The following is an 18,579-nucleotide window of genomic DNA, read 5'->3' as shown; positions in this document are numbered from 1 at the left end:
GATTACACCATGAAAAAGGTCATCATTGCCCTTTCTGCACTTTTTTTAGCTGCTTGTAGTGCTCCATCAGATCCACAATTGGATATTAAACCTGAGCCATCATCAAATGCTCATCAAATCGTTGATGGTATTAAGTTAACATTAGATAGCAGCGATTTACGTACAGCACAATACGTCGCTGTAATTGATAATGGTCGTCAAAATGTACAACCAATTCACGCAAAACAAAATCTACGTGTAACTCTAGAAGACGCATTATCTTCACAACTTAAAACTCAAGGTTTTGTTATTACAGTAGATAGCGATAACACATTACGTTTAGATATTATTGAAGCTCTAGTAAGTGTGCAGCATTCTCTAATGAGTAATGAAATCAAAACTCAGGTTAAACTTCAAATTACAGCAGAAACACCAAAAGGTAAGTTTGTTAAAACCTATAATGGCGTATCAGAAAAAACAGGCTCTATGAGTGCTGACAATCAAGACATTGAACAAGTTCTTAATGACTTATTAAATGCAGTATTAGATAAAATCGCTGTTGATGAAGAATTACAAACATACATTAAAGGTAACTTTTAATGATTAAAATGATTTCAAAAGCCGCATTAGTTATTGCAGCTCTTAGCACGAGTCAAATGGCTCTAGCAGAATCGGTAAAATTTGAAACCACATTGGGTAACTTTACTGTTGAACTAAATTCAGAGAAAGCTCCTATTTCTGTGGCAAACTTCATCCGCTATGTTGAAGATGGCAGTTATGTTGGAACTCAATTTCACCGAGTAATCCCAGGCTTCATGGCTCAAGGTGGTGGTTTTGATAAAAATATGATGAAAAAGCCAAGCTATGGTCCTATCAAAAATGAAGGCTATAACGGTTTAGGTAATGACACTGCTACAATTGCAATGGCTCGAACTAACAACCCAGATTCTGCCACTCGTCAATTCTACATCAACCTAAATGACAATGACTTTTTAAATGCAAGTCAACGTCCACCAGGTTATGCAGTGTTTGGTAAAGTAACACAAGGTTTTGATGTGATTCAAAAAATGGCAACTAAGAAAACCAAAGCTCTATCAAATGGTATGCGCGATATTCCAGTTGAGCCAATTATCATAACTAAAGCAACATTAATTAAATAATTTAGTTAATATAGCACTACTCTAAAGCAGCTTTCGGGCTGCTTTTTCTATCTATTTCAATAAGAACAAATAACAAGGAGCGTTTCATGTCTCATTCCATGCAATGGAAAACAGCCATAAAAAGCTACATGGATAAACGTTTACTTTGGGTTTTCATGCTAGGTTGTTCTAGTGGTTTTCCTTGGGTGCTTATTGGCTCAAATATGTCAGGTTGGCTAAAAGATGCAGGACTGACTCGTGCTGCTATTGGTTATTTTGGTTCTGTATTTGCTGTATATGCCATTAATTTTATGTGGGCACCGCTGGTTGATCGTGTAAAACTTCCTTTTATTGGAAATAAACTTGGTCAACGTCGCAGTTGGATCTTCGTTTGCCAAGCTATTGTTTTCTTTTGCACATTACAAATTGCGGGCTTAGATCCATCCAAAAATTTAATGCTAACATCAATGTTTGCACTCGCTATTGCAACAGCATCAGCGACACAAGATGTTGCCATTGATGCATTTCGTATTGATACTTTCCCAAAATCAGAATCAACTAAAATGCCTCAAGCATCAGCAATGGCTGTCATTGGTTGGTGGACTGGCTATTCATTACCTGGTTATCTCGCTTTTATTAATGCAGACAGCATCGGATGGAATGGCGTTTACTATGGTATGGCCGGAATTGTTGCTTTACTTATGGTATTCACATTATTAGTTGGAGAGCCAAAAACAAAACGCGACCAACTTCAACACGAAGCAGAAGAACGCCACAATAAAATTGTTAGATCCAAACTAACAGCTTGGTTTACAGTAACCATCATAGAACCATTTTATGACTTCTTTAACCGAAATGGAGTAAAGACAGCCTGTACCCTTCTACTATTTGTTTTCTTATTTAAGATTGGTGAGGCTTTTCTGGGAAGAATGTCGATCACTTTTTATAAAGAAATCGGATTTAGTAACGAACAAATTGGCTATTACTCTAAACTGATCGGCTGGGGAGCAACCGTATTCTTCACCCTATTAGGCAGCTTAATCAACGTTCGTTTTGGGGTTGTAAAAGGCTTAATGATTGGCGGTGTCGCTATGGCTGCAAGTAATTTAATGTTTGCGCTTATCGCTAATGTCGGTCCTAATGAACATTTATTCCTAGCAACGATTATTGTTGATAACTTCACAACGGCGTTTTCAACCGTCGCCTTTGTATCCTTCTTAACCATACTTACTGGAGAAGCATTCTCTGCGACTCAATATGCATTACTGGCTTCATTAGGCAACTTAGGCAGAACAACATTAGCGTCTTTTAGTGGTGAGTTAGCCGACTATTTAAATAGCTGGCCTTTATTCTTTATATTAACAGCGGTAATGGTTATCCCTAGTCTAATTATGCTGCTTATGCTTAAAGGGTATTTCAAAGCGCTTCTTGATAAGCATCAAAGCTCTTAAAGTTCTTATACGTAACAACTGTGCTACCAAAGCCTCCTAATCTAGGAGGCTTTTTTGTTTCTGTTCACATTTTTACGTCAGAGTTTTGTCAAGTAAGTGATATTGATCACCTTATTTTCTTAGCTCAATTTATAAACACGATCGAGATCTACATATAACATTGCTATTACATAAATTGCATTTAAAAAAGTGAACTTTCTCTATATTATCTGCGTCATTCGAGAACGATACATATCGTCCTTCTATCATTTTTTGTAATACATAACTATAGAGATACCATTATGCGTAAATCCCTTTTAGCTCTATCTGTTCTTGCTACAACTGTTGCTATTCCAGCTCAAGCTGAAAATCTATACACTTGGGGTAACATGAACATCAACTACCTTGACTGGTCTGACCATTCAAATGATGGCGGTAAAGATGATTTTGCATACCTTGAGTTTGAAGGTGGTGCTGGTTTTGATTGGGGTGAGCTATACGGCTTCCTTGATTTAGAAGGTCAAAAAGACAGCATGGCTGCTTCAAGCAAAGGTTCTATTACTTACAAAACTGGTCTTGGCGAATTACGCCTTTACGGTCAAACATATTCGACTGAGAACCTAGGTTGGCATGTTCGTAATACTGTTGCAGGTGTTTCTTACAACTTTTCTGGTGAACAGTGGTTCTTCAACCCATTCATTGGTGCTCACTACACTAATACAAACGGTTTCTCTGATATGAACGGTGGTATGGCTGGTTGGGTTACAGGTTATAACTTTAACCTTGGTGAACAATCTTTCTCTATCAGTAACTGGAATGAAATGGAATTTGCTCGTGATAGCGCTTATACGGCTCTATCTGGTGAAACAGATGATATCTCTTTCAACGGTGCTGTAGCGTTCTGGTGGAATGCAACAAAACACATCACTACAGGTGTTCAATACCGTTATGCTGATAATAAACTAGGTCAAGGCGATCTAGATGACGCTATCATCTACACTCTAAAATATAACTTCTAATCTAACTTAGAATATCTATTTTACTAAGGCGCTCACTATGAGCGCCTTTGTTTTTTGTAGCAAACCAATTACACTGCTTTCATTATTTCTTCTTAATGGATTCATCTGTGAATATCACCATTCTTGGTCCTGGTGCAGTCGGCTCTTTATGGGCATGCTATCTGCAAAAAGCAGGACACAATGTCTGTTTATGGACAAGAAATTCAACACCTTCTGAGCAACTACTTTCATTATCCGCTAATGAAAAATCATCACACCAATTTAAGTGCAATGATAAACAAGCCTTGAACGATTGTGATTTGCTATTAATTACAGTTAAAGCTTGGCAAGTCGAAAGTGCCTTACTCCCTTTACTTCCATCATTATCAAAAGAAACCATACTGCTATTTATGCATAATGGTATGGGAGCAATTGATGGCTTAAAAGAACACATTAATCACCACCCAATTTTGCAAGCAACGACGACTCATGGTGCATTAAAAGAAAATAACACCAACGTAATCCATACAGGTTATGGAGATACCTCAGTAGGCCCATTTAACCCACTAGGTAAACAGTGTCAGTTTATTCAAGATGTATTAAATCATAGCTTGCCAAGTGTCGATTGGAACCCAGAAATTAATATCGCATTATGGAAAAAACTCGCTATCAACTGTGCAATTAACCCATTAACAGCGATTCATCAATGTAAGAATGGACAATTAGCACAACCCGACATCCATCAATACGTAATGAACATTTGTTCTGAAGTACATCAAGTTCTACAAGAAGAAAATATTGAATGGGCAGAGAATGAATTAGTCTCAACGGTCACGCAAGTAATAACCGCAACGTCTGCTAATTACTCATCAATGAACCGAGACTGTTTTTATCAACGTAAGACTGAAATTGATTTTATTACTGGTTACTTATTACAGCGAGCCGAATTTCATGGAATTTCAGCACCTACCAATCAATCGTTATATAATCAAATTAAACAATTAGAAGAGAACACATTATGACGAAAAAAATTCTCGTATGTATAGCACCCGGCACTGAAGAATTAGAAGCCATTACGGTTATTGATATTCTAGAACGAGCAAAATTTGATGTAACCGTTGCTAGTACTGCTTTTGATGGTTCATTAACAATGAAGGCAGCACAAAGAGTGGTATTAACCGCTGATGTAAAACTGGTTGAAGTTGCCGATGAAGAGTTTGATTGTATTGTTCTACCGGGTGGACTAAAAGGATCTGAAAATTTCAGAGACAGTACCCTACTCATTGAGATGTTAAAACAACAAAAATACGATGAAAAATGGGTAGCTGCAATTTGTGCTGCACCAGCCATTGTTTTACAACATCATAATTTATATCCAGACGCATTAATGACGTGCTACCCAAGCTTTATGGAAGCGATTCCAGAGAAAAACCGTCGTATTAAGCGTGTATTTACGGATGTGCTAAATCACTTAATCACAAGCCAGGGTCCAGGTTCGGCTCTTGAGTTTGCGATGGAAATTGTGACAACGCTTGCAGGAAAAGAGCTTACAGCTAAATTAGCCGCTGATTTAGTAACGCTACCTAATCTTAATTATCATCAGGTTTAATACCAACCGGTTATAGATAAAAAAAGGGCGTTGAATAATCAACGCCCTTTTTAAATACTGCATATTTACTGACTATGGACGGTAAACTTTTACGTTCTTGTAGCCATTCTCAATTAATAATAATGCTTGAAGACGGCTCATCACACCACGCTCACAGTATAATAAGTACTCTTTAGATTGGTCTAAATCACCAAACTTAGTTGCTAATTTGAAGAAAGGAATGTGAGTCACCTCAACACCATCAAGCTCTAAAGGCTTCTCATCTTCTTCTTCAGCACTACGGATATCAAGAACCACAACATCAGAACCTAGCTCAGATACCATTTCAACTTCTGGAGCTTGCTCTTGGCTTTCTTTTTCAATATCACGAATATCCATAACTCGAGCGTTATAAACCGCTTGCTCAAGAACAGAGAAATCGAATTTCGCTTCTTCTTTTTCTAGTTTTTCTTTTACTGCTTTTACTGTTGGTTTCTTAGAAATAACACCACAATATTCAGGCATTGTTTTCGCGAAATCTTCAGTGCCAATCTCACGAGCTAAATCAATAATATCTTCTTTGTCCCAGTTAATTAGAGGACGTAGAATCAGTGAATCAGTTACATTATCAATATGGCGTAAATTAGTCAGTGTTTGGCTAGATACTTGGCCTAATGCCTCACCTGTAACTAATCCTTCAATGCCAAACTTCTCAGCAACCATGCCACCTGCACGCATAAACATACGTTTTAAGATAACACCCATTTGACCATCATCGACTTTCTCTAAGATCTCAGCAACAACTGGATCAAAATCAACAGAGATAAATTTAACTTTTGCTGATGAACCGTATTTTTTCCACAAGAAGTGCGACACTTGTTTCACGCCAATCTCGTGAGCTGGACCACCTAAATTAAAGAATAAGTAATGTACTTTTGAACCACGTTTAATGTGTAAGTAACTTGATACACCAGAATCAAAACCACCAGAAATCAAACTTAATACATCTTCTTGAGTTCCAAGAGGGAAACCACCCAAGCCTTTATGACGAGCAATGATCAGGTTCAATTTATCATTTGCTACTTCAAATTTAACCGTCACTTCAGGGTTCTTTAAACGAACACTTGCACTTTCTACTGATTGATTTAAACCGCCACCAACGTAGCGCTCAAGCTCAATAGACGTAAAGTCATGATTACCACGACGCTTAACACGTACACAGAACGTTTTACCTTCAATCACTTCACGGTTCATTTCAAGACATTGCTCAAAAATATCGTGCATGTCTTTAAAGCCTGACTGCTTAACTTCAAGTACATGATGAATACCTGGAGTTTGCGTTAGTACCGCCAATGTTACATCACGGTATTCATCACTCAGTCCTGTCACTTCGATATGATCACGACGGTTGATGACTTCAACACCTTTGGTTTCACGCTGAATAATACTGCGTAGGTTAGATTCAAGAATACGAATAAAGCGCTTACGTACTGAATCACTTTTAACAAAAACTTCTGGGTGTGGCTTAACGATAAACTTCATATATAGACTTCACTGATGTAGGAAAACAATCAAAAGGATAGATAAGGTTGGTTCAGGACCTAATCTAAGGCGCAAGATTATACCGAAAAAAAGGCGAGTTGCTAATTCAACTCGCCTTTCATTATTATCTTAATTATCACTGAGCTCTTTAACTCGAATTACGGTTGAGCACTAGGTACTTCATCACTTTCATGAGGTTTACCCTGCATGATGCTGATTTCAACACGGCGATTTCGAGCTCGCCCTTCAGCAGTTTTATTTGAAACTAGTGGTTCTGTTGACGCCATACCACGAACACGTAAACGGTCACTTTCAAAGCCTTTAACTCTTTCCATCTCAAGAGCAACGGATACCGCTCGTTGAGCAGATAAGTCCCAATTAGAACGATAAAGCTCTGAATCTAAAGGCTGATTATCAGTATGACCTGATACACGAATGATACCTGGAACATCTTTAACTAATTCAGCAATTTGACGAATAAGTGGACGGAACTTCGGTTGTAAAAAGGCTGATCCCGCAGGAAATGCGCCTTTTTCTCGAATACGGATAACAAGCTGCTGACCTAAATTCTCAACCTCAATCGCCCCTTCACTAATCTCGCGCTCTAGTGCTTTTTTAATCGTATCTTCTAACTCTTGTTGGCTTTGAGTTTGACTTTCAGATTCTGAATTACTTTGAGCACTCGTTTGTGTCGAGTTAGATGGCGACTCACCACCTGTTTGCTTGCCCGCTTCTCGTTTAGTACCACCAGCACGATCCGACTCTCCATCATGAAAATCTAATGTTTTCTGTGGAATATCAATTGTCTGCTGCATGATAACTTCAATTGGCGTAGGCTCAGGTCGTCCCGGGCGGAATTCTTGAGCAATAACACTTGTCCCTTTTGGTATGTCTTTTACTTCTAAAACGTTTTGCACACCAAAAGCAAACTTCATTGACCCTGCAATCTGCTTAAACTTCAATACATCCATTTCTGAGAACGAAAGTAATAGAACGAAAAAACACATTAATAATGTTGCTAAGTCAGCAAATGTTGCCATCCATAAGGGGGCACCAGGAGGACATTTGCAGTCGTTTTCATCTTCCATTAGTGACTCCCAGTCTTATTCTTCGCCAGTGTCAACAACACGTTTTTTCTCATTTAAATAGTTACGTAAGTAGCTATCAATAACACGTGGTTTTGACCATCTTGAATCGCTAAAATGCCATCAAGAATTAAACGGCGATTCAATTTTTCTTGTTCTTTACGTAATTCAAGTTTATGAGCAATAGGGAATGCAATCATGTTTGAAATAACCGAACCATATAGTGTAGTTAATAGCGCAACCGCCATTGCAGGACCGATAGATTTAGGATCATCCATGTTTGATAACATACCTACTAGACCAACCAAGGTACCAATCATACCCATTGCAGGTGCTACGTCACCAAAAGCGGTAAATACACCAACACCACGTTCATGACGTTCATTCGTTAATGCGATGTCTTTTTGTAATGTTGCTTTCACAACTTCAGCATCATGACCATCAACCAATAAATCAATGCCTTTTTGCATAAAAGAGTTACTGATTTCTTTTTCTTCTAATGCTAAGAAACCGCCTTTACGAGCCGCATCAGCCATTTCAACAATAGTTACAATAAGATCAACAGGTTCATCTGTTTTAAAAATAAATGCTTTACCTGCAATTTTACCAGCGCCAAAAAATTGGCCTACGGTAAATTTCATTAAAACAACAAAAATTGAACCACCAACTACGATTAAAACCGATGTTGTGTCCATAAAAATGGCTAAACCACCAGCCAGTACCATTGCCATAATAATAAATGCAAAACTACCAACTAAGCCTATTAACGTTGCTAAATCCACAGAGCGCTCCCCTATATGCTGCTTGTGTTTACTTACAAAGTGCTAAGCAAAATTTAAGCCATAAAATTGTATCGCTTTTTTGCCGCTTATTTCTTATCGACCAAAGCGTTGGATGGTTTAATTTTTTTGTACAAAAAGATTCGTCCTATTAAGATATCGATTGAAAAGTAGCCCTTAATCACTAAATTTTACTTTTATACGTGACTTTCTCACCTGTTCAATTGACCCTCACCTCTCTCTGAGTTACCTTTCTTGGATCATTTTAAGAGTGAATCATTATGGCTGTAAAAAAACCTGAAAATTTATCGTTTGAAGCGGCAATAGAAGAACTGGATTCTGTCGTCAATCAATTAGAAAGTGGCGATTTGCCTCTTGAAGATGCATTGAAGAAGTTTGAACGAGGCATTTCTCTAGCACGAGCTGGACAAGAAAAACTGACTCAAGCAGAACAACGAGTAGAAATTCTTCTTCAAGCTGACGATAACGCAGAACTAACACCTTTTGATGGACAAGATGACTGATTCACTAAAACAACAACTTACATTTTTTCAAAATAGAAACATTGAACAATTAAATCAGTGGCTTGAAAAAATCGAAATTCAGCAACAACCACTAACTGAAGCAATGAAATATTCATTGTTGTTAGGTGGCAAAAGAGCTCGACCATATTTAGTTTATATCACAGCACAAATGCTTGGCATTAAAGCTGAATTTGCTGATAGTGCAGCCGCAGCTATTGAATGTGTCCACTCTTATTCATTAATCCATGATGATTTACCAGCAATGGATAATGATGATCTTCGTCGCGGTCATGCTACTTGCCATATAAAATATGATGAAGCAACAGCGATTCTTGCTGGTGATGCACTCCAAACACTTGCTTTTGAAATATTAGCGAATGGTCAATTAAGTGACGATGCAGAAACATCACGCATTGATATGATCCGCGTATTATCAAAAGCATCAGGTGCATCAGGTATGTGCATGGGACAATCATTAGATTTACAAGCTGAAGGTAAAAAAGTTGACCTTGCCTCTCTTGAGCGCATTCATGCTAATAAAACGGGTGCTCTTATTAAGTGTGCGGTTCAACTCGGTGCTCTTTGTGCTGGCGATAAAGGCAAAGCCATACTTCCACAATTAGAAACCTATGCCGATGCTATTGGTCTCGCCTTTCAAGTACAAGATGATATCTTAGATATCATTAGTGATACTGAAACTCTCGGAAAACCACAAGGTTCTGATCTAGAATTAGATAAAAGTACCTATCCTGCTTTACTTGGCCTTGAAGGCGCTAAACATAAAGCAGAACAACTGTATCAAACAGCAATTGAAGCATTAAACGACATCCCTTATAACACGGATGCAATGCAAGCGTTCGCTCAATACGTTATTGAGCGTAAAAACTAAAACAGATAAGCGCTAACTACTATGTCATTAGATATTTCAAAATACCCAATTCTGGCTTTGGCAAATACACCAGATGAATTACGTTCTTTACCAAAAGAGAGCTTACCAGCATTATGCGATGAGCTACGTACTTACCTTTTAAACTCGGTAAGTAAAACAAGTGGTCACTTAGCATCTGGTCTTGGTGTCGTAGAGTTAACCGTCGCTTTGCATTACGTTTATAACACCCCATTCGATCAACTTATCTGGGATGTTGGCCATCAAGCTTATCCTCATAAGATATTAACAGGACGCCGTGAACAACTTTCAACAATCCGACAAAAAGACGGATTACACCCATTCCCATGGCGTGGTGAAAGTGAATATGATGTTCTTTCTGTTGGCCACTCATCAACATCTATTAGTGCCGCTTTAGGCCTAGCTATCTGTGCTGAAAAAGAGCAAGAGAATCGTAAAATAGTCAGTGTTATTGGTGATGGTGCCATTACAGCCGGTATGGCATTTGAAGCATTAAATCACGCTGGTGATATTCACCCTGATATGCTTGTTGTTCTAAATGATAATGAAATGTCAATTTCTGAAAACGTTGGAGCATTAAACAATCAATTAGCGCGTGTACTATCTGGTAGCTTATACACCTCTATTCGTGAAGGCGGTAAAAAAGTGCTTTCTGGTACGCCTACGATTAAAGAACTACTAAAACGCACAGAAGAACATTTAAAAGGCATGGTTGTTCCTGGCACCATGTTTGAAGAATTAGGCTTTAATTACATTGGTCCAGTTGATGGCCATGACGTTAATGAACTAGTTAGAACCCTTAAAAATATGCGTAACCTAAAAGGGCCGCAATTTTTACATATCATGACGAAAAAAGGTAAAGGCTATGAGCCTGCTGAGAAAGATCCAATCAGCTACCATGGTGTACCTAAGTTTGATCCAAGTAACACCTCGTTACCAAAATCGTCTGGTGGTAAACCAACCTTCTCTGCTGTTTTTGGCGACTTCCTTTGCGATATGGCGAAAGAAGACAATAAGCTTATGGCCATTACGCCAGCAATGCGAGAAGGCTCTGGTATGGTTCGTTTCTCTAAAGAATATCCTAACCAGTATTTTGATGCTGCCATTGCAGAACAACACGCAGTTACTCTAGCGAGTGGGATGGCGATTGCTGGTTATAACCCGATAGTAGCTATCTACTCAACATTTTTACAACGTGGTTACGATCAATTAATTCATGATGTTGCGATTATGGATTTACCCGTGATGTTTGCTATTGACCGTGCAGGTTTAGTCGGTGCTGATGGGCAAACACACCAAGGCGCCTTTGATATCAGCTATATGCGCTGTATTCCAAATATGGTTATCATGACACCAAGTGATGAAAACGAATGCCGCCAAATGCTCTACACAGGCCATAAGCACACAGGACCTAGCGCTGTTCGTTACCCTCGAGGGAGTGCAACAGGTATCCAAGTAAATAATGAAATGCAGGCACTTGAAATTGGTAAGGGGCGTTTACTCCGTGAAACTAAAGTGACGGAAAAAGGAGAGCGAGTTGCTATCTTAAACTTTGGTACCTTCTTAGCAAATAGCTTAGAAGCGGCAGAAAAATTAGATGCTACCGTTGCAGATATGCGTTTTGCTAAACCTCTTGATGAAGCACTGATCTGTGAGTTAGTGACCAATCACGATGTTTTAGTGACTATTGAAGAAAATGCGATTTCCGGTGGTGCAGGTTCAGGTGTCATTGAATTTTTAATGAAAAACCGCCTTGTTAAACCAGTTCTTCAACTAGGCTTACCAGATGAATTCATAGCTCAAGGTACGCAAGAAGAAATGCATACGGAACTAAAACTTGATGCAAATGGCATTGAGCAACAAATTAGAGATTACCTTGATCTCTAATTTCATGTCCATCTTAGTTTCCTAAAGTAATGCCACCGTTTGGTGGCATTTTCATTTATATTTTATGAAAGCTTAGGAGCATCAAAATCAATGGGCTCATCCGTATAAATACACACATTCCATTTTGCAACTAATCCATCATCTGCAATACATTGCTGCTCGAAAAATTGTTTAATTTCATCACGCTGACAATGCGCTTCAAATGCTTCGTTATCTGCCCAAATTTCATTAAAAGCAATAGGATAGCTTTCACCTTCTGCAAATGGTGTTTGAATATGACGAGTAACAATATATTGAAGACATCCATCCTCTCTTATTGTGTTTGGTTCTAAGCTTTGTAATACCTTAAACAATTCATTTAATTTACCTTCTTTTGGTAAAAACTGAGCAACACAATATACTTTTTTAGACATACAGCTTTCCTTGTTATATTGACTGAAATGAGGATATATCTCATCATTAGGTGTATTTAATTAATGAGCCTAATAATGAAATCAGACGTAGATAAAATGCTAAATAAACATCAACAACTCACCCATAGTGTTGATGTCAAAGTTACCTCTCATACTCAAAGAGATATCGGTGATTGGATACAGCATACTATTATGATTGAAGGTTGTAATGTTCCATTTAAATTTAATAGAAAAAAAGCCTACCAATCTCTCAAAGGGGCAAAAGTTAATCTAACCTATTACCCAAGTAATGAAAAAATTGCAGGCTTTGATATTGAAATAATGAGAGTCGTTCGAATTAAGCGAAGCTAGTTACGAGTCAAAAGGTGGCAAACCGTTCTCTGATTTATAAAAAGCCAATGCATCCAGTATTGACTTTTCTTTTATTGGCTTAGTAATAATATAGTTTGCCCCTGCCGAGAAAAATTCTTGATTGGATTCCTCTAGTGCATCAGCAGTATACGCATAAATAGGTGTCATTATTTTTAAATGATTACGAATATATTTGGTTGCTTTAATACCGCTCATTCCCGGCATTTGGTTATCCATTAAGATCAAATCAAACTCAGATTTAGAAAGCTCAGCAATACCTTGAGCAGCGTCATTTCGCCACGTCACGTTTAGTCCATACTTTTGGCAATAAGCCTTAGCAATGTAAGCATTCGATTTATTATCCTCAATTAATAAAATCTTTAAACCTGTTGGTAATGACGTTATCTGATTTTCAGCTTTAGCATCCGAAATATCGGCTTTATCTTCACAAATCAAGACAGGAATAAGAACACTAAATGTAGAACCTACACCTAGCGTACTGTTTATTGTTATTTTTCCTTTAAGCAAATCAAGTAATTGCTTAACAATAGCCAGCCCCAACCCACTTCCGCCAAATTTTCTCGATTCAGAAAAACCTGACTGTTCAAATGGCTCAAACATTCTTGTTTGTTCTTCAGCACAGATCCCGACCCCAGTATCATCAACCGAAAATTGTAAGTAATAATCGGAATTGTGCTTATTAAGAGATAAGGTTAACTTTACTTTACCTTTCTCTGTAAATTTAACTGCGTTACTTAGTAGATTAAAAAGTATCTGCGTTAGTCTTACCTGATCAGAATTAATGAATACATCTGGATTAACATGGTTTTCAATTGAAAAAAGTACGTTTTTATTTTTACAAAGAGGAAAATAAATTGCATTAATATTTTCTAATACATCACTCAGTTTAAAAGGAGCGCTATTTATTTTTAGCTTCTCTTGTTCTATCTGTGAAAAATCTAAAATATCATTTAAGACCGCAAGCAAGTGCTCTCCCCCTTGATGGAGAATATTTACTTGTTTTAGCTGCTCTCTAGTTAAGTTACTACTCTTTAATAGGCTAGATATACCTAAAATCCCATTTAAGGGCGTTCTTATTTCATGACTCATTCTTGCTAAAAAGTCAGATTTCACTTGGGCCAATTTTTCTGCTGCTCTTTGAGCTTTATAACTGTCTTCTTTAGCTTCAATTAATTCAGAAAATGTCTGCTCTAATTTTTCCCCAATTTGGTCAAACTCTAAAATACCACAACCTTGATACTCACTTCGAGTTTCATTTTTTGATACTGTATTTGTGTATTTTAATAACGAATTTAATGACAAGAGTATTTTATGCTCAAATAATCCTCGAATTAATACAGCGATAGCTATAAGTACAAAAAACGAGAGAACAACACTATAAATAAATCGTTGCTCTAATAATTCAATATTATCTTTATTTTTTAATGACAATATTGATATCTCACCTGACATTGATTTAATATTTATAGGTGTAAAGTTTAATATTTTACTTGGTATTCTTTTTCTTGTGCCATTTAAAATAGAAGTAACTTCTTGATATATTTCTGTATTGGAACTTACACTTGATGCTAATATCTTATTATCATTAATAATAAATACATCTTGGCTATTCGTTAGCTTTTTAAGTTTATTCAAAAATGAGATATTATTATTCAACATTACTGCATTATATATGAATGCAACAATTCTACCTGAATCATTATTAACTATAGGCGTTTTTCTAATTAAAAAATCAGCTTCTGATAAAGGCTCTTCCATCTTAATATAATACCAAGTATTTATATTAAGGTTCTTTTTAATGATAATTTTCAGACAATTTTCATTTAAACTTAAAAATGAACTATTTCCATCATCCCAGTACAGTTTATTATTTACTTCTATAAATCTAAAATCTGGTGAATTATAAGGAGATTTAGCTTCAATATTAGAAAAATATGTATTTAATTTATTTTTATAATCACTCTCTATATATTGATCATAAATAGCAAGGCTTTCAGCATCAGTATCTTGTCTAATTTGAAGAATGGATAATCTATGTTCAAAGAAATTATTAATTATGCCTGAAGTTTGTTGTAAGTTTCGTTTAACTTCTTCATTTATCGTATTCACACTTAACTGGTAGGTATGTATGGTTATACCTACTGTTAAAATAGAAAATATAATAAAAATTGATCGAAAAATAAGATCCGCTAATGAGGCTTTACCTTTATTCATTACTAGTGTTCTACACCAGAATAACGAAACGCACGCTGTTTTAGCGTATTAAGCGTTTCTTCACTCGTATCAGATGTAACCAGTTCAAACTCGCCAGAATAAACAGTAGGTACTGGTTTATTCTCTAAATCTAGTTTAATTGCTTCTGCCATTGCTATACCTGTGTCATCAGTCATACGCATAACAGTAACATCGAGATCCCCATTTTCTATGGCTTTTAACTCTAATGAACCACCGCCCCAACCATTAATGACGGTTTTAGTGTTCTTATTTTCATTAATCGCATCAATAGCACCTAAAGCGATATCTGTAGATGAAGAATAGATAAAATCAATATCAGGGTTATCTTTTAATATATCCTGTGTTGCAGCATAAGCGCTTTCTTCAGTCGCTTCGGTATAAAAAGAAGAAGTTAGTGTGTATTTATCACTATCCATAGATTGAACAAAAACATCACCTCTTGCGGTACTCAAATAGCCATATGAATAATATAGCATTCCATAATTAGCGTGTTCAGGAAAACGGTGCTGAAAATAGTTTGCTAATAATTTAGTACCAATAACATGGTCAAATCCCACATAAAGCAATGGTTGGCTACCATGCCATGCTTTTACTGGAGTAGTGATGTTTTGCAAAATAATCTTCGTTTCTGGATTCTGCAATACATGTTCAATAAATTTACGATGACGAGTCGTGTTAAGAGTAAAAATTAAATAATCCGACTTTTGCTCTATCGCTTTATGCAGAGAACGACTTTGTTCTTTAAAATCAACATTTAGACGTGTTGAAACAGGCGTTAGTTCATATTGGATATTTAACGCTTTCAGACGTGATTCAAGAGCAACAATATTTCGTTGCCAATAATCAGATGATTGCTCACCAGGATAAACAAAAGATATTTTAATTGGTTTTGTTTGCTTGATAGCTAGAGGGACAGGCTCCCTCTAACCGTTTCTTTTAACGTATTAGTTAGTGCTTTTTCTTCAGGATATAGATCAAGATATTCATTATAGCCCCAATATCCAACTAAAACAGGATCAGCTAAAACCAGTTTAGAGGTACAAAAAAATGAAATAAGCGATATAAATAGGAAGCTTAATAATAATCTACCGTTGCGCATTACAACCAACCAGAATACTTTCCAACTAACCAAAGGCTAATTAGAGCCATAAATCCAGCAACAATATCATCAAGCATGATGCCAAAGCCGCCATGAACTTTATTATCTAACCATCCAATTGGCCAAGGTTTTACCATGTCGAAAAATCGAAACAAAATAAAACCAGTTAGTAACCATTTCCAATCAGTTACTTCTAAATTTAAATATGGAACAATGCTCATGGTGATCCATAGGCCAACAAACTCATCCCATACAATTGATCCATGGTCATGAACCTTCATATCAGTTGAAGTAATGTCGCAAATCTTAATACCAATAAGAGCAGAGGCAGTAACCGCTATGACAAATAAAGTAAACGGTAACTGAGCAAGTAATAAATACAAAGGAATCGCAGCCAGTGTACCCATTGTTCCTGGAATTATTGGAGAGAGGCCACTCCCAAATCCAGTAGCTAATAAATGCCACGGATTTTTAAGACTAATTAAGGCTAGAGGGTTTGTCATTGTTCTCTCCTAAAGTGGTCGTAACCTAATAATTGCCAATCTAATAGTTTATTATTATCAAACAATTGTACACTATCTGGTAAACCGTTAAATGGCTTATCAATTACCTCTCCAATTATACTAATTTTTTCATTTAAAATAGTAGCTATTTGTTTGATTGCTTTACGATTTTTTTTAGATGCAGTGAAACAAAGTTCATATTCTTCACCACTAGTTAATGCAAGTTTCTGACATTTTTCTTTATCTTGGCGATAATACGTAACAAGTTCACTTGAAATAGGTAAGTTATTAACATTAATAACAGCACTCACATTTGATTGCTTTAATATATGGCCTAGATCCGAAATTACACCATCAGAAATATCTAATGCTGCATGACATAGATGACGAATATCTTGCGCAAGCTCAACTTGTGGTGTTGAGTAATAATGACGTTTTTCTAACTCCTTTTCTAACTCCCCCTTCACATTTTTGTGTGAATTTAAAATAACTTCGAGACCAGCGGCGCTATCACCTAAATTACCAGTAACATAAATATCATCACCTATTTGTGCTGCACTTCGAGTTAATGCTGCTCCTTTAGGTATAATTCCTTGTACCATAATCGTTATGCTTAAAGGTCCTTTTGTTGTATCACCGCCAATGAGCTCAACTTGATATTGCTTAGCTAAATCAAAGAACCCTTTACAAAATCCTTCTAACCACTTTTCATCAGATTGAGGTAGGGTCAATGCTAAAGACACCCACGTTGGTTTTGCTCCCATAGCCGCTAAATCACTTAAGTTAGACGCTAGTGCTTTATGCCCCACACTAACAGGATCTGCATCAGCTAAAAAATGCGTTCCGGCGGCTAAAGTATCTGTGGTTATCGCTACTTGGTAACCCTCAGGTACAGTTACTAATGCGCAATCATCCCCAATACCTAAATCAACATCATCACGCGAAACATTTTCTTGAACAAAAAATCGATCGATTAAATTAAATTCACTACACATATTCGATTAATACTGTTTTTTAGTTATAAAAAAGGCCAGCAACGAGGCTGACCTTTACGATTTAATTAGTATGCTACGACCAACTTATTTTTTACGTAAAGTTGGAGCCGCTTTATCTAATACACCATTTACAAACTTGTGGCTATCTTCTGCTGCGAATACTTTTGCAAGTTCAATCGCTTCATTGATAACAACTTTGTATGGTACATCATCACGATTCATCATCTCGTAAATAGACATACGTAGTAACGCAAGTTCCATTTGGTCAAGATCTTGAAGCGGACGAGATAAGTATGGGCGCATTTTCCCATCTAATTTCATATGATTTAGAGCTACGCCTGAGAAAAGATCGCGGAAATACGCTACATCTGTCTCTGGAGTTTGTAGCTTAGGCTCATTTGCATGATGCTCTTCTTCATCATATTTTTCAGCAGTTAAAAACTGCTCTTCGATATCTGCAACATTTTCTTTGCTTAGTTGCCATGAATAGATTGCTTGAAGAGCAAATTGACGTGCATTACGACGTGCGGCTGGTTTCACACTAACCCCCATTAGGATTCGATTTGAGACAGAACATTAATCATTTCGAGTGCGCTTAGTGCAGCCTCTGCCCCTTTATTACCAGCCTTGGTACCGGCGCGCTCGATTGCTTGATCGATAGTATCAACAGTCAAAACACCAAATGCTACTGGAATGCTATATTCCAGAGATACTTGTGCTAGACCTTTATTGCATTCACTACATACATAGTCAAAATGTGGTGTGCCACCACGGATAACAGAGCCCAATGAAACGATAGCATCATACTTTGCTGTTTTAGCTACTCGTTGAGCAACTAACGGTAATTCTACGGCACCTGGGCAGCGAACAACGGTGATGTTTTCTTCAGATACTTGACCAAAACGCTTTAGAGTGTCGATAGCACCTGAAAGTAGACTTTCATTAATAAAGCTATTAAAGCGAGAAATAACAATTGCAATTTTCGCATTAGGAGCAGCAACGCCGCCTTCGATTACGTTCATGAGCCTTCCTGTATCTGTTTTATTCCAATTAAACTGGTTTCTATTTATCAACTACGCATTCATAGTGAGAATCGCCGGATTC

Annotated in this window: 18 protein-coding genes and 2 pseudogenes; 10 read left to right on the top strand and 10 right to left on the bottom strand. The window is 37.0% G+C overall.

Annotated elements, in window-relative coordinates; translation table 11 throughout:
• The first annotated feature begins 9 nt into the window (after positions 1-9).
• The 6 genes from AAFX60_003835 to AAFX60_003810 all read left to right on the top strand — a co-directional run bounded on the left by AAFX60_003835 (position 10) and on the right by AAFX60_003810 (position 5,155).
• A complete protein-coding gene (locus AAFX60_003835) occupies positions 10-579 on the top strand; it encodes a YajG family lipoprotein (protein XDF78325.1) in 570 nt (189 codons plus the stop codon).
• Positions 579-1,139 (top strand): peptidylprolyl isomerase, encoded by a 561-nt coding sequence (locus AAFX60_003830; GenBank protein XDF78324.1) that lies wholly within the window; start codon positions 579-581, stop codon positions 1,137-1,139. Before AAFX60_003835 ends, AAFX60_003830 begins: the two co-directional genes overlap by 1 nt.
• Positions 1,140-1,225: 86 nt before the next feature.
• A complete protein-coding gene (locus tag AAFX60_003825; GenBank protein XDF78323.1) occupies positions 1,226-2,569 on the top strand; it encodes an MFS transporter in 1,344 nt (447 codons plus the stop codon).
• Between the two features lie 281 nt (positions 2,570-2,850).
• Positions 2,851-3,567: an outer membrane protein OmpK gene (locus AAFX60_003820; protein ID XDF78322.1), complete on the top strand. Its 717-nt coding sequence runs from the start codon at positions 2,851-2,853 to the stop codon at positions 3,565-3,567.
• Between the two features lie 107 nt (positions 3,568-3,674).
• A complete protein-coding gene (panE, locus tag AAFX60_003815; protein ID XDF78321.1) occupies positions 3,675-4,568 on the top strand; it encodes a 2-dehydropantoate 2-reductase in 894 nt (297 codons plus the stop codon).
• Positions 4,565-5,155, top strand: a complete 591-nt coding sequence (locus tag AAFX60_003810; GenBank protein XDF78320.1) for a DJ-1 family glyoxalase III — start codon at positions 4,565-4,567, stop codon at positions 5,153-5,155. Before panE ends, AAFX60_003810 begins: the two co-directional genes overlap by 4 nt.
• 72 nt (positions 5,156-5,227) lie before the next feature.
• On the opposite strand, the gene thiI is transcribed toward AAFX60_003810, so the two are convergent.
• The 3 genes and pseudogenes from thiI to pomA form a co-directional block, all read right to left on the bottom strand.
• Positions 5,228-6,676: a tRNA uracil 4-sulfurtransferase ThiI gene (thiI, locus tag AAFX60_003805; protein XDF78319.1), complete on the bottom strand. Its 1,449-nt coding sequence runs from the start codon at positions 6,674-6,676 to the stop codon at positions 5,228-5,230.
• A 158-nt stretch (positions 6,677-6,834) separates the two neighbouring features.
• Entirely contained in the window at positions 6,835-7,764 is a 930-nt protein-coding gene (locus AAFX60_003800) for a flagellar motor protein MotB (GenBank protein ID XDF78318.1), read from the bottom strand.
• A 15-nt stretch (positions 7,765-7,779) separates the two neighbouring features.
• A pseudogene (pomA, locus tag AAFX60_003795) lies at positions 7,780-8,543 on the bottom strand (flagellar motor protein PomA).
• A gap of 278 nt (positions 8,544-8,821) precedes the next feature.
• Between pomA and xseB the strand changes: the two are divergent.
• From xseB to dxs, 3 genes are read left to right on the top strand one after another with little or no spacing between them, the layout of a single operon-like run.
• A complete protein-coding gene (gene xseB / locus AAFX60_003790) occupies positions 8,822-9,064 on the top strand; it encodes an exodeoxyribonuclease VII small subunit (protein XDF78317.1) in 243 nt (80 codons plus the stop codon).
• Positions 9,057-9,953 carry a (2E,6E)-farnesyl diphosphate synthase gene (ispA, locus tag AAFX60_003785; GenBank protein ID XDF78316.1) on the top strand — a complete coding sequence of 299 codons (897 nt, stop codon included), beginning with the start codon at positions 9,057-9,059 and terminating at the stop codon, positions 9,951-9,953. The genes xseB and ispA overlap by 8 nt, the downstream gene beginning before the upstream one ends.
• Before the next feature lie 21 nt (positions 9,954-9,974).
• Positions 9,975-11,858: a 1-deoxy-D-xylulose-5-phosphate synthase gene (dxs, locus tag AAFX60_003780; GenBank protein XDF78315.1), complete on the top strand. Its 1,884-nt coding sequence runs from the start codon at positions 9,975-9,977 to the stop codon at positions 11,856-11,858.
• 62 nt (positions 11,859-11,920) lie between these two features.
• Here the strand turns inward: dxs and AAFX60_003775 are convergent, their stop codons facing one another.
• A complete protein-coding gene (locus AAFX60_003775; protein ID XDF78314.1) occupies positions 11,921-12,271 on the bottom strand; it encodes a putative quinol monooxygenase in 351 nt (116 codons plus the stop codon).
• Between the two features lie 75 nt (positions 12,272-12,346).
• Between AAFX60_003775 and AAFX60_003770 the strand changes: the two genes are divergently transcribed.
• A complete protein-coding gene (locus tag AAFX60_003770) occupies positions 12,347-12,622 on the top strand; it encodes a hypothetical protein (protein XDF78313.1) in 276 nt (91 codons plus the stop codon).
• On the opposite strand, the gene AAFX60_003765 is transcribed toward AAFX60_003770, so the two are convergent.
• The 6 genes and pseudogenes from AAFX60_003765 to ribE all read right to left on the bottom strand — a co-directional run bounded on the left by AAFX60_003765 (position 12,623) and on the right by ribE (position 18,497).
• Positions 12,623-14,857 carry a LuxQ periplasmic sensor domain-containing protein gene (locus tag AAFX60_003765; protein XDF78312.1) on the bottom strand — a complete coding sequence of 745 codons (2,235 nt, stop codon included), beginning with the start codon at positions 14,855-14,857 and terminating at the stop codon, positions 12,623-12,625.
• Between the two features lie 2 nt (positions 14,858-14,859).
• Positions 14,860-15,977 (bottom strand): annotated as a pseudogene (locus tag AAFX60_003760) (substrate-binding domain-containing protein).
• On the bottom strand, positions 15,977-16,480 hold the full coding sequence (pgpA, locus tag AAFX60_003755) for a phosphatidylglycerophosphatase A (GenBank protein XDF78311.1): 504 nt from the start codon (positions 16,478-16,480) through the stop codon (positions 15,977-15,979). The pseudogene AAFX60_003760 and the gene pgpA overlap by 1 nt, the downstream one beginning before the upstream one ends.
• The gene (gene thiL / locus AAFX60_003750) at positions 16,477-17,475 is read right to left on the bottom strand and encodes a thiamine-phosphate kinase (GenBank protein ID XDF78310.1); all 999 of its coding nucleotides are present in this window, start codon (positions 17,473-17,475) and stop codon (positions 16,477-16,479) included. The genes pgpA and thiL overlap by 4 nt, the downstream gene beginning before the upstream one ends.
• 84 nt (positions 17,476-17,559) lie before the next feature.
• Positions 17,560-18,027, bottom strand: a complete 468-nt coding sequence (gene nusB, locus AAFX60_003745) for a transcription antitermination factor NusB (GenBank protein XDF78309.1) — start codon at positions 18,025-18,027, stop codon at positions 17,560-17,562.
• Positions 18,027-18,497 carry a 6,7-dimethyl-8-ribityllumazine synthase gene (gene ribE / locus AAFX60_003740; GenBank protein XDF78308.1) on the bottom strand — a complete coding sequence of 157 codons (471 nt, stop codon included), beginning with the start codon at positions 18,495-18,497 and terminating at the stop codon, positions 18,027-18,029. The genes nusB and ribE overlap by 1 nt, the downstream gene beginning before the upstream one ends.
• Positions 18,498-18,579: the final 82 nt, after the last annotated feature.

Origin of the sequence: Aliivibrio fischeri (genome assembly GCA_038993745.2) — a bacterium.
Taxonomy (GTDB): Bacteria; Pseudomonadota; Gammaproteobacteria; order Enterobacterales; family Vibrionaceae; genus Aliivibrio; species Aliivibrio fischeri_B.
This window is presented reverse-complemented; position numbering and strand designations above follow the sequence as displayed.